Source organism: Pseudomonas sp. Leaf127 (assembly GCF_001423155.1).
GTDB lineage: Bacteria > Pseudomonadota > Gammaproteobacteria > Pseudomonadales > Pseudomonadaceae > Aquipseudomonas > Aquipseudomonas ovata.
In genome coordinates, this window is sequence record NZ_LMOA01000023.1 from 62,184 (window position 1) to 74,574 (window position 12,391).

Below are 12,391 nucleotides of genomic sequence, written 5' to 3' on the forward strand. Positions count from 1 at the left end.
GCATGACAAGTTGATGAAAAACACCCGCCGATGCACACGAAAAAAATAGATATGTAGTGCATCAACGTGATGCTCATCGGTGATTCTGGGCTGGCGGTAAAGCAACCCACTCAATCAAGGAAGATAGAAAGTGAGCATTCCAAGCAGAAACTGGGATATCCGCGTCGACCACACACCTGGCGTCGAGGGCCTGAAGATCTCGGGCATCGTGACCGTCCCTACACCCGCACACGAAGCAACGCTGGTGGTGACCTCCAGCCAGGGCGCCACACTGACGCTGGATATCGTCTTGCAGGCAAGCAATGAGCCGGCGGCCACCGTCCTGACGGACAAGCTGCTGGACTATTTCGAGCCAGGCCCCATGAAATACAACACGGTATCCATTCGCCATGAAGGTGAAATGGTCGTCACCGTGACTGATTTTCTGATGCAGCCCAAGCCCTGAGCCGGTCAGGCATGACCCACCCCATCAAGGAAGATTGAAATGACCATTGCAACCCAACATTGGCAAATCCAGCTCGAAGATGCAGTCGGCACCAACAAGCGCGAGATCAAGGTCTCGGGCGCCGTGATGGTACCGACCTCGGCCTACCGGGCAGAACTGGTCGTGGGACCGGATCACTCCGAGACCCATCTGCATCTTGATATCAAGCTGACGGAAGAGCCGGAATTCGGCGCGACCCCGCAGATCTACAAGCCGGTGACCTTCTCCCGGTTCGACCTGATCCAGTATCAAAGCATCGCGATCTATCACGAGCGTGAACTGGTCCTGAGCATTACCGGTTTACAGTCGAAATCCTGATCTTCAGGGCGTAGACCGAACCTGACAGCGAACCTTCGGTTCGCTGTCAGTCGTCGTGGTTCTTGATCGACTTGGGCGACAGGCGAAGGCTGCGCAGGCTGCGCTTGACGCTCTTGAGGTGGTTGACCAGGCTCGGCCCGCGCGCCATCGCCACGCCCATGGCCAGCACATCGATGACCACCAGGTGGGCGATGCGCGAGGTCAGCGGGGTGTAGATCTCGGTGTCTTCGTGTACATCAATGGCCAGGTTGATGGTCGACAACTCTGCCAGTGGCGTCTGGCTCGGGCACAGGGTGATCAGCGTGGCACCGCTTTCGCGCACCATGTTGGCGGTAATCAGCAAGTCCTTGGAGCGCCCCGACTGGGAAATACACACCGCAACATCGGCAGGCTTGAGGGTCACCGCCGACATGGCCTGCATGTGCGGGTCCGAATAGGCTGCCGCCGTCAGCAACAGGCGAAAGAACTTGTGCTGGGCATCGGCGGCCACGGCCCCCGAGGCACCGAACCCATAGAACTCCACGCGGCTGGCGCCGGCCATGGCAGTGACCGCCAGTTGCAGGGCATGCGGATCGAGGTTTTCGCGCACTTCCATCAGGGTGTGCAGCGTGGTGTCGAAGATCTTCAGGCTGTAGTCGGCGACCGAGTCGTCTTCGTGGATGGCGAACTGGCCGAAACTGGCCCCCGCCGCCAGGCTTTGCGCCAGCTTGAGCTTGAGGTCCTGAAAGCCGGTGCAACCGATGGCGCGACAGAAGCGCACGATGGTCGGCTCGCTGATCCCGACGCTGTGCGCCAGGTCGGCCATGGAACTGTGCATCACAGCCGCCGGATCGAGCAGCACATGGTCGGCGACCTTCAGCTCCGACTTGCGCAGCAGATTACGGGACTGGGTGATGTGTTGCAGCAGATTCACGGGCTGGACTCGATCAAGGAAGCGTGGGCGGGTATGTAGCTGGCTTGTAGTTATACTACATGACCCGCCAGTCGCCCAGTTCAACGCACTGGAAAAGGTCGCGCACGCGCACACCAGGACATTTCATAAAGACCTGTAGGAAATGTCCCGCATGCTGTTCGAGTGTCAATTCAAGGCAACAGCCGTCAACAATTCTTCCATCACATGCGCCTCGACCGGACGGCTGATCAGATAACCCTGGATCTCGTCACACCCCTGCAACTTGAGAAACTCCAGCTGGGTCTGCTGCTCGACCCCCTCGGCTACCACTTTCAAACCCAGGCTGTGGGCCATGGCGATGATCGCCTGGATGATCGCCGCATCCCCTGAACCCTCATCCAGGCCGCGAATGAACGTCTGGTCGATCTTCACGTAATCCACCGGAAAGCGCTTGAGGTAACTCAACGACGAATACCCGGTGCCGAAATCATCGATGGCCAGTTTCACGCCCAGCCCGCGCAACTGCTGGAAGGTGGCGATGATGTACTCGACGCTGTCGAGCAACTGGCTTTCGGTCAGCTCCAGCTCCAGGCGATGCGGGTCCAGGCCGGTTTCTTCAAGCACCTGGCGCACCAGGCTGACCAGCTTGCCCTGGCGCAACTGGTACACCGACAGGTTGACCGACACCCGGATCGGCTCGCGCCCCTGACGCTGCCATTCACAGGCTTGCCAACAGGCCTGGCGCAACACGAACTCGCCAATCGCCCCGATCAGCCCGGTCTCCTCGGCCAGGCCGATGAACTCACCGGGCGGCACCAGGCCACGCTCCGGGTGCATCCAGCGCACCAACGCCTCGGCGGCGTCCAGGCGGCCGCTGGCCAGGCAAAGACGCGGCTGGTAGTAGACCCGCAATTGCTTGTCGTCGATGGCCTTGCGCAGCTGGATCTCCAGTTGCAGGCGCTCCAGGGTGCTGGCCTGCAAGCTGTCGGTGAAGAACTGGAAATTGTTTCCGCCCAAGTGCTTGGCGTGCTTCATGGCCATGTTGGCCTGGTTGATCAGCGTGGGAATGTCACGCGCCGAGTCCGGCAACAGGCTGATGCCCACCGAGGCACTGACCACCAGCTCGTGTCCGGCCACCATCACCGGCGTGCGCAGCTTGGTCAGCATGCGGCTGGCCACCCGCGCCAGGCTCGACAGGCTGGCGTAGTTGTCGAACAGCACGGCGAACTCGTCGCCGGACAACCGGGCGATGGTGTCGGCTTCAGGCAAGGCACCGGAGAGACGCCGGGCGATATGCTGCAACAACTGGTCGGCCACTTCATGGCCCAGGCTTTCGTTGAGCAGCTTGAAGCGGTCGACATCGATATGCAGCAGGGCCAGGCTGCGCGCCCCCTGGCGCACACGTTGCTGGGCCAGGTTCAGGCGCTCCCGGAACAGCGAACGGTTGGCCAGGCCGGTCAGCTCATCGAAATGCGCCAGGTAGCGCAAGCGCTCTTCGGACTCGCGCCGCGCCGACAGGTCGGTGAAGAAGCCGACGATATGACTGGCTTTGCCCGCCGCATCGCGCACCAGGCTCAGTTGCAGCCACTGCGGGTACAACTCGCCGTTCTTGCGGGTCTCGACCAGTTCGCCCTGCCACTGGCCGGTCTGCTCCAGCGCCTGGTGAATGGCCTGGAAGTGCCGCTGGGCATCGCGGCTGCTGGCGATCTCCATGACCTGACGGCCGACCAGCTCTTCCTGGCTGTAGCCCGAGACCCGGCTGAACGCCTGGTTGATGGTCAGGATCCGGTAGTCGGGGTCGAAGATGACAATGCCCTCGCTGGCCGACGCCAGCACCGTGGCTGCCAGCGGCGCCGGGCTTTTGCTCAGCGCCTGGCGCGCCTGCTCCAGCTCCCGGGTACGCTCATCGACACGGCTCTGCAGGCCGGCCTGGGCCTTGCGCAGGTAGCGCTCGGCGCGGCGACGCTGCTCGACCTCTTTACCCAGGGTCTCGTTGAGCTGTTCGCTGCGCGCCTGCACCCGCTGCAGGTGCTCGATCAGCGCCTGGTTCTGAAAGCGCTGGATCAGATTGCGGCGCAACAGACGATTGATCTGCAAGGCGACGATCAACAGCGCCAGCCATGCCAGCAGGCCCAGCCAGCCCCAGCCACGCAGCGGCACGTCCGGCCCGAAGAACAGATAGACAATCGGCGGCACCAGGCACGACAGGCTGAAGGTCAGAAACGCCGGAAGGCTCACCGCATAAGCCACGCTGGCCGACAGGGTGGCCACGCCGATCATGCCGAACACCCAGGCCTGCTGCTCGAAATTGGCCACCGGCACCAGCAGCATGGCTGCACAAGCCAGGGTCAGGCCGCTGACGCAGGCGCCCAGCAGAAAGCGCCGGCGCCATACCGGCAGTGCCTGGCGCTCGGCAGACGCCGCGGCAAAGGCCTTGACCTGCACCAGGCGCAGGCCGACCAGCGCGGTCAGCCACACCAGCCATACACCCACGCGCCAGTCCTGCGCGGGGCTCCAGAGCAGCCAGGCGCAGATCAGGCCATTGATGAACATGCACAGGGTCGGCAACAGCGAGCCCTGATAAAGCAAGCGCGTGCGCTCGACCTCCAGCGGCCCGGCAAACTGCCGGCGAATGTCACGGCGGCGAGTACCGAAGGCATCGCGCCGTTTGGAAAAATGGGTCATGGCGTCATTCTTGTCGGTTCTTGTTCGGCAGGCCCGGAGCGTGGGCAAGCATACACAGGCACAAGGGTCAGACCAAACAGTCGAGGCGCAGAAAAATAGCACCCTGCCATTACTCTGGCACCCCTGTTCCAGACGGGTTGCGTGCTTTTTTTCAGGTCTGTGGAGCGGCGCAATCGTTTGCCCGTCCGTTCTTTTTATCCGGTTACGCACACGCATGGTTTGCCCGGCGTCAATGCGCACCCTAGAATGGCTGCATGCATGACGACCTCTCTTTTTTGCTCAACTCCCTCAACGATGCCCAACGCCAGGCCGTAGCCGCCTCCGTCGGCCGTCAGTTGGTCCTGGCTGGCGCAGGCTCCGGCAAAACCCGTGTGCTGGTGCATCGCATCGCCTGGCTGATGCAGGTCGAGCGCGCCTCGCCGCATTCGATCCTGTCGGTGACCTTCACCAACAAGGCCGCTGCCGAGATGCGCCATCGCATCGAACAGTTGATCGGCGCCAGCCCGGCCGGCATGTGGGTTGGCACCTTCCACGGCCTGGCGCACCGCCTGTTGCGCGCGCACTGGCAGGAAGCGGGGCTGATGCAGACCTTCCAGATCCTCGACAGCGACGACCAGCAACGCCTGGTCAAGCGGGTGATCCGCGAGCTGGGGCTCGATGAGCAACGCTGGCCGGCGCGCCAGGCGCAGTGGTTCATCAACGGCCAGAAGGATGAAGGCCTGCGCCCGCAGCACATCCAGCCCAGCGGCGATCTGTTCCTGGCAACCATGCGCGGCATCTACGAGGCCTACGAGGCCGCCTGCCAGCGTGCCGGTGTCATCGATTTTTCCGAACTGCTGCTGCGTGCCTTGGACCTGTGGCGCGACCATCCGGGCCTGCTGCAGCACTACCAGCGGCGTTTCCGCCATGTGCTGGTCGACGAGTTCCAGGACACCAACGCCGTGCAGTACGCCTGGTTGCGCCTGCTGGCGCAGGGTGGCGAGAGCCTGATGGTGGTCGGCGACGACGACCAGTCGATCTACGGCTGGCGCGGCGCGCGTATCGAGAACATCCAGCAGTATTCGTCGGACTTCCCGGACGCCGAAGTCATTCGCCTGGAACAGAACTACCGCTCCACGGCCAGCATTCTCAAGGCCGCCAACGGCCTGATCGTCAATAACAGCGGGCGCCTTGGCAAGGAGCTGTGGACCGAGGTCGGCGAAGGCGAACTGATCAGCCTGTACGCTGCCTTCAACGAACACGACGAAGCGCGCTATGTGGTCGAGACCATCGAGCGCGCGCTCAAGACCGGTCTGGCGCGCAGCGACATCGCCATCCTGTATCGCTCCAACGCCCAGTCGCGGGTGCTGGAAGAGGCCCTGCTGCGCGAACGCATTCCGTACCGCATCTACGGTGGCCAGCGCTTCTTCGAGCGTGCCGAGATCAAGAATGCCATGGCTTACCTGCGCCTGCTCGAAGGCCGTGGCAACGATGCGGCGCTGGAGCGGGTGATCAATGTCCCGACCCGTGGCATCGGCGAAAAGACTGTCGAGGCCATTCGCGAGCATGCCCGCCACGCCCAGGTATCGATGTGGGAAGCCATGCGCCTGCTGGTGGCCAACAAGGGCGTGACCGGTCGGGCGGCCAGTGCCCTGAACGGCTTTATCGAACTGATCGAAAACCTGGCCGTCAAGGTCAGCGACATGCCGCTGCACCTGATGACCCAGATCGTCATCGAGCAGTCCGGGCTGATCGGTTATCACGAGCAGGAAAAAGGCGAGAAAGGCCAGGCTCGGGTAGAAAACCTTGAAGAGCTGGTCAGTGCCGCGCGCAACTTCGAGAACACCGAGAGCGAAGAAGACCTCACGCCGCTGGCCGCGTTTCTCGGCCACGCCTCCCTGGAGGCCGGCGACACCCAGGCCGACGAGCACGAAGACAGCGTGCAGTTGATGACCCTGCACAGCGCCAAGGGCCTGGAATTCCCCCATGTGTTCCTGGTGGGCATGGAAGAAGGCCTGTTCCCGCACAAGATGAGCCTGGAAGAACCCGGCCGCCTTGAAGAAGAGCGTCGCCTGGCCTATGTCGGCATTACCCGCGCCATGCAGAACCTGGTGATGACCTACGCCGAGACCCGGCGCCTGTATGGCAGCGAAACCTATAACAAGGTGTCGCGCTTCGTGCGTGAGATTCCTTCGGCGCTGATCCAGGAAGTGCGCCTGTCCAACAGCGTTACCCGCCCGTTCGGCGGCATACCCAAGGCCAACGACAGCCGTCTGTTCACTGGCACCCATATCCCGGAAACCCCCTTCACCCTCGGCCAGCGCGTGCAGCATGCGGTGTTTGGCGAAGGCACCATCCTCAACTTCGAAGGCGCCGGCGCCCAGGCCCGGGTGCAGGTCAATTTCGAAGAAGGCAGCAAGTGGCTGATGATGGGATATGCCAAGCTGGTAGCCCTGTAGATCCGCACCAATACGGGCGGGCCTGCCGACATTTCCTACGCAGCTGTGTAAAAGCCCGAAACATACGCGCGCTAGCCATTGGCCTGCCTGCTGTGCACCATGACGCGCATGTCTTCATAAGAACAGGAACCCCTCATGCAACGTTTTCTTGGTATCGCCATGGCCCTGTGCCTCAGCCTGACGCTGAGCCTGGACGCCAGTGCCGCCCGCTTCGGCGGCGGCAAGAGCAGTGGCTCGGCGCCGGTCCATCAGTCGCGCCAGGCCACCCCTGCCACACCGGCCGCTGCACCGAATGCCGCCGCCCGTCCGCCGGCTGCCAGTGGCGCCTCGCGCTGGCTCGGCCCGCTGGCCGGTATCGCCGCCGGTGGCATGCTGGCCGCCATGTTCATGGGTGATGGTTTCGACGGCATGCAGCTGTTCGACTTCCTGATCATCGGCCTGATCGCCTTCCTGATCTTCCGCTTCATCGCCCGTCGCCGTGCCCAGCAGGCGTCGCAGATGGCCGGTGCCGGTGCACCGTACTCGCGTGAAGCCGCCCCGACCGGGCACAACCCGATCTTCGGTTCATCGACGGCAGCGACGGCAGCCCCTGCGATCAACGCCCCGGCCTGGTTCGACGAAGCGCGCTTCCTGGAGGCCGCACGCGGCCACTTCCAGGCCCTGCAGCAGCACTGGGACGCCAACGAGATCGACAAGATCGCCGAGTTCGTCACCCCGACCATGCTGCAGTTCCTGAAAAAGGAACGTGCCGAGCTGGGCGACAGCTTCCAGTCCACCTACATCGACAACCTGAGCGTGCAGCTCGACGGCGTCGACGACCGTGCCGACCGCACCATCGCCACCCTGACCTTCTCCGGCATTGCCAAGACCTCGCGCTTCGACAAGGGCGAAGACTTCAGCGAAAGCTGGAACATGGAGCGTCAGCCGGGTGAAAACCAGCCATGGCTGGTCGCGGGTATTCGCCAGAACAGCTGAACTACCCGGCACCGCGCGTGATCGAACCCCGGACCTGTTCCGGGGTTTTTCGTTTACCCGATCGGACAGTTATTTTGAAAGCGGCTTTCGGCTACTGTATAACCCGCGCACCCCCCAGCCCAGAGGATCCCCGTCGTGGAAGAAGTCATCGAAGAACTGCGTGAAAAGAACGAGCCGGTCCCGGTCCCGCTCGAACTGCCGGATGAAGAACTGCTGGTCGAAATCGAGGAGCAGTTGTTCATCAACATCCCGTTCGTGTTCAAGGAGTTTCTCCTGACCGTCAGCGATGTGGTCTACGGCAGCCTGGAACCGGTCACGGTCACCGACCCGCAGTCGCACACCTACCTGCCGGACGTGGCAGCCAATGCCTGGGACGATGGCGTACCACGCGAGCTGATCCCGCTGTGCCAGGATGGCGATGACTATTACTGCGTCGAAGAAGACGGCACCGTGGTGCTGTGGTCCGGCGAAGAAGAGCTGGTGGTCGAAGAAAGCTGGGAATCGGTCTGGCACTGGGCCCGGGATGTCTGGCTGGAAAGCTGAGTTTCCAGCCAGCCCCCTCGGTTCAATGCCCTGAGTGATCCTGGTTGTTACCCAGGGTCTCCAGCAGGGCGATCTGCATGCGCGAGTGTACCCGGATGAACCAGCGCCACAGCAGTGCGGCGACACCGGCGGCGACCAGCAGAATCACCACCAGCAGCTCCAGTGTTGGCAGAATGCTGGCCGACAGCGCGGCCAGCAGCACGAAGATCACCGCCAGCGACAGCAGTGGAATCACTTCGGCCACCACCTTGCGCACCCGCGCAGTATGGCGCCCGGCCATTTCCGGCTTGACCCCCATCTCGGCCAGCAGCATCGACAGCGCCTTGAGCTTGCGATAGGCCGCGATCAGGAACGGCAGCGACAGCAGCAGGGCCGCTCCACAGATCCAGGCTTTCTGCTGACCGACATCGTCGATCCATTCGGCCATGTAGCCGCCGATGCGCTCGGCAAAATAGCCTCCACAGAAAAAGATCGCGATGACCAGCGCCAGGTTGACGCCCACCTGCAACAGGATCCTGCGGATCATCGACGCCAGGATCGCACCCTGCCCCTGCGGCTGAATGCTGCGCAGCCACTCGCCATACATCGAGAACACCCGGCCGATACGCCGCGGCATCACCGCGGCCAGCTTGATCGACAGCGGGTCGGCGGCGCGGATCAGGTAGGGAGTCAGCAAGGTGGTAATGGCCGAGACTGCCACCGCCACCGGGTAAAGAAAGTCGCTGGTGACCTGCAAGGTCATGCCCAGCGCGGCAATGATGAAGGAAAACTCGCCAATCTGGGACAGGCCCATGCCGACACGCAACGACGTACGGCCATCGTTGCCGGCGATGAACGCGCCCAGCCCGCAGGAAACCATCTTGCCCAGCACCACGGCCAGGGTGATCACTGCGATAGGCCAGGCGTATTCGAGCAGGATCTTCGGGTCGATCATCAGGCCGATGGCCACGAAGAAGATGGCGCTGAACAGGTCGCGAATCGGCTCAATCAGACCCTCGATCTTCACCAGTTGCCGGGACTCGGCCATGATCGCGCCGATCAGGAAGGCCCCCAACACCATGCTGTACTCAAGCTTGACCACCAGCAGGCAAAAGCCGAAGCACAGGCCCAGCACCGTGATCAACAGCATCTCGTTGCTTTCGAAGCGCGCCACGTAGGCCAGCAGGCGTGGCACCAGCAGAATGCCGATCACCAGCGCCACGATCATGAACAGCGACAGCTTGCCGACCGTCGAGAACACTTCGCCGGAGCTGACCGCACCACTGACCGCAATGCCCGACAGCAACGCAATGATGCCGATCCCCAGGATGTCCTCGACGATCAGCACACCGAAAATCAGCTGGGCAAAGTGCTGGTTCTTCATCTTCAGGTCATTGAGCGCCTTGACGATGATAGTGGTCGAGGAAATCGCCAGGATCGCCCCCAGGAACAGCGAGTCCATGGCGGTCCAGCCGAAGTACTGGCCGATCTCGTAACCGAGCCAGATCATCAGGGTGATTTCCAGGAAGGCCGCGATAAACGCCGTGGCCCCGACCTTGAACAGCTTGCGCAGGCTGAATTCCAGCCCCAGGCAGAACATCAGGAAGATCACCCCCAGCTCGGCCAGGATCCGGATGGTGTGTTCGTCGTGAATCAGGCTGACCGGCGGGGTGTGCGGGCCGATCAGGAAACCGGCCACGATGTAGCCCAGCACCACCGGCTGCTTGAGGCGATGAAAGACAATGGTCACCACGCCGGCCACCAGCATGATCACTGCCAGGTCTTGAATGAAGTCAACGGCATGCATGGCGGGTACGGCTCCTTTTGCAGATGAACACTGCCCAATCCCGGCACGGCCTGTGCGCAAGGCAGGACCACGTGATCCGTGGCAGCGTCATGAATTCAGGTATAAAGCACAGGAAAAAAACGTTACAAGGGCTTGCAAAGGTTAACACCGGCCTCTTCACCATAAAGCCGATGCAATATATGGAAACAGATAGAGCCCAAGCGTGACGGCAAGTGCTTTCCCGGCGTCCCGGTATCTGTTGCAGCCCCTGCGTTTCTTGTTTTACCGAGCGTCAGCATAGATGCCCTACCCTTGACACACCGACCGTGAGAATCAGTGATGGAACCCGGAAACGCCCAGCTGTCGATGACTGTATTGATGACCCCGGACATGGCCAACTTTTCCGGCAATGTGCATGGCGGCACCTTGCTCAAGTACCTGGATGAGGTCGCCTACGCCTGCGCGGCGCGCTATGCCGGCCGCTACGTGGTGACCCTGTCGGTGGACCAGGTGATCTTCCGCGAGCCGGTGCATGTCGGCGAACTGGTGACCTTCCTGGCCTCGGTGAACTACACCGGCAACACCTCGATGGAAGTCGGCATCAAGGTGGTGACCGAGAACATCCGCGAGCGCTCGGTGCGCCACAGCAACAGCTGCTTCTTCACCATGGTCGCGGTGGACGACAACCGCAAGCCGGTCAGCGTGCCGGCGCTGGAACCCCAGACCCCGGATGCCAGGCGTCGCTTCATCCAGGCCCAGCAACGCCGCCAACTGCGCCAGGAACTGGAAAAACGCTACCAGGAGATCAAGGAAGAAACGCTGTAGGACCGGCTTATCCAGCATCCAGGGCCGGCACCCACTGCATTCGCGACCGTTGGTCGCTCCCACAGGATCTGTGGAAGGTGCCAAACTGTCAGGTCAGCGGGCGGGCTTCGAAGCGCACGCGGGGGTGGGCGATACGGTCCTGGGCGCGGACCAGCTCCAGCTCGTAGCTGCCACAGGCCTGGGTTTCCAGCAGTACTTCATGCACGGCGGCGGCGGCGAACTCGAATGCGGCCACCGGCGTGTCGCCCAGCAGGATGCGTGACAGGAACAACCCCGAAGTCAGGTCGCCCACACCCACCGGCTGACGCGGGAAGGCCAGCAGCGGACGGCTCAGGTGCCAGTTGCCTTCGGTGCTGACCAGCAGCATTTCAAAGCTGTCGGCCGGTTTGCCCGGGTAATTGAGGTGCTTGACCAGTACCGCCTTGGGGCCACGGGCCAGCAGCGCCCGGGCCATGCGCAGGCAATCGGTCAGCGACTCGGGGGTGCGTCCGGAAAAGCTGTCCAGCTCCAGCTGGTTGGGGCACAGGTAATCGGCCATCGCCACCGCTTCTTCCAGCAGAAAGGCACTGACCTCGGGCGAGACCACGCAGCCCTTTTCCGGATGGCCCATCACCGGGTCGCACAGGTACAACGCCCGCGGGTTGGCGGCCTTGATGCGCGCCACGCCGGTGAGGATGGCGCGTCCCTGTGCGGCACTGCCCAGGTAGCCCGACAGCACCGCATCACACAGGCCCAGCTCGCCGATGCCCGCGATGCCTTCGATCAGCGCCGGGATCTGCTGGGGCGCCAGCACTTCGCCGGTCCACTGCTTGTATTGGGTGTGGTTGGAGAACTGGACCGTATTGAGCGGCCAGACGTTGACCCCGATACGTTGCATCGGGAACACCGCCGCGCTATTGCCGGCATGGCCGAACACTACATGGGACTGGATAGCGAGCAAATGAGGGGTGCGTTTCATTGACGATCCTGAACACGATACAAGTGCAGTAGTGAGAAATATAAGCGCTGCAGTATGGCTGCAAATGCCCCTGCACAGTTAAGCTTGAGGCTCATCGCTGGAGCATTCCGTCATGCTGACCCTGGGTAATATCTTCGTGCTGATGCTGCTTGCCACTGCAGCGGCCTGGTTGTGGCATGCCCACGGGCTGCGCGAAAAGGCACTGGAGCGGGTCAAGCAGCATTGTGCGCGCCTTGAACTGGAACTGCTCGACGAAAACGTCGCCTTCAAGCGCCTGGCCTGGGCGCCGGATGCCCAGGGTCGCAAGCGCCTGGCACGGGTCTATGGCTTCGAGTTTACCGTCACCGGCGAGCAGCGCCACCCCGGCACCATCACCCAGTTCGGCGCGCACAGTGCCCAGATCGAGCTGGCACCCTACCCGTTCGAGATCAAGACGCCGCAACCGACCGCCGAGGTCATCCGCCTCGACGAGTGGCGCCAGTCACACCAGAAGTGGAAACAGTAACTG

At 62.5% G+C, this 12,391-nt stretch carries 11 protein-coding genes; 7 read left to right on the forward strand and 4 right to left on the reverse strand.

Annotated features, from left to right (window positions below; translation table 11 throughout):
* The first annotated feature begins 130 nt into the window (after positions 1-130).
* Complete coding sequence (locus ASF84_RS21395; RefSeq protein WP_056840882.1) at positions 131-445, forward strand: hypothetical protein; 315 nt, start codon at positions 131-133, stop codon at positions 443-445.
* A gap of 39 nt (positions 446-484) precedes the next feature.
* Positions 485-802 (forward strand): hypothetical protein, encoded by a 318-nt coding sequence (locus ASF84_RS21400; RefSeq protein WP_056840883.1) that lies wholly within the window; start codon positions 485-487, stop codon positions 800-802.
* Between the two features lie 46 nt (positions 803-848).
* Here the strand turns inward: ASF84_RS21400 and hexR are convergent, their stop codons facing one another.
* Both hexR and ASF84_RS21410 read right to left on the reverse strand, forming a co-directional pair.
* A complete protein-coding gene (gene hexR, locus ASF84_RS21405; RefSeq protein ID WP_056840884.1) occupies positions 849-1,715 on the reverse strand; it encodes a transcriptional regulator HexR in 867 nt (288 codons plus the stop codon).
* A 165-nt stretch (positions 1,716-1,880) separates the two neighbouring features.
* Entirely contained in the window at positions 1,881-4,379 is a 2,499-nt protein-coding gene (locus tag ASF84_RS21410; protein ID WP_056840885.1) for a putative bifunctional diguanylate cyclase/phosphodiesterase, read from the reverse strand.
* Between the two features lie 254 nt (positions 4,380-4,633).
* Between ASF84_RS21410 and uvrD the strand changes: the two genes are divergently transcribed.
* From uvrD to ASF84_RS21425, 3 genes are all read left to right on the forward strand, one after another.
* Positions 4,634-6,817 carry a DNA helicase II gene (gene uvrD, locus ASF84_RS21415; RefSeq protein ID WP_056840886.1) on the forward strand — a complete coding sequence of 728 codons (2,184 nt, stop codon included), beginning with the start codon at positions 4,634-4,636 and terminating at the stop codon, positions 6,815-6,817.
* 135 nt (positions 6,818-6,952) lie between these two features.
* Entirely contained in the window at positions 6,953-7,792 is an 840-nt protein-coding gene (locus ASF84_RS21420; RefSeq protein ID WP_056840887.1) for a Tim44 domain-containing protein, read from the forward strand.
* Between the two features lie 135 nt (positions 7,793-7,927).
* Entirely contained in the window at positions 7,928-8,335 is a 408-nt protein-coding gene (locus ASF84_RS21425; RefSeq protein ID WP_056840888.1) for an SMI1/KNR4 family protein, read from the forward strand.
* Between the two features lie 22 nt (positions 8,336-8,357).
* On the opposite strand, the gene ASF84_RS21430 is transcribed toward ASF84_RS21425, so the two are convergent.
* The gene (locus ASF84_RS21430; RefSeq protein ID WP_056840889.1) at positions 8,358-10,121 is read right to left on the reverse strand and encodes a cation:proton antiporter; all 1,764 of its coding nucleotides are present in this window, start codon (positions 10,119-10,121) and stop codon (positions 8,358-8,360) included.
* Between the two features lie 318 nt (positions 10,122-10,439).
* Here ASF84_RS21430 and ASF84_RS21440 point away from each other — a divergent pair, with 318 nt between their 5' ends.
* Positions 10,440-10,925, forward strand: a complete 486-nt coding sequence (locus ASF84_RS21440; RefSeq protein WP_056840891.1) for an acyl-CoA thioesterase — start codon at positions 10,440-10,442, stop codon at positions 10,923-10,925.
* An 88-nt stretch (positions 10,926-11,013) separates the two neighbouring features.
* On the opposite strand, the gene pdxY is transcribed toward ASF84_RS21440, so the two are convergent.
* On the reverse strand, positions 11,014-11,883 hold the full coding sequence (gene pdxY, locus ASF84_RS21445; protein ID WP_056840892.1) for a pyridoxal kinase PdxY: 870 nt from the start codon (positions 11,881-11,883) through the stop codon (positions 11,014-11,016).
* 112 nt (positions 11,884-11,995) lie between these two features.
* On the opposite strand from pdxY, the gene ASF84_RS21450 reads away from it, so the two are divergent.
* A complete protein-coding gene (locus ASF84_RS21450; RefSeq protein ID WP_056840893.1) occupies positions 11,996-12,388 on the forward strand; it encodes a DUF3301 domain-containing protein in 393 nt (130 codons plus the stop codon).
* The last annotated feature ends 3 nt before the right edge of the window (positions 12,389-12,391 follow it).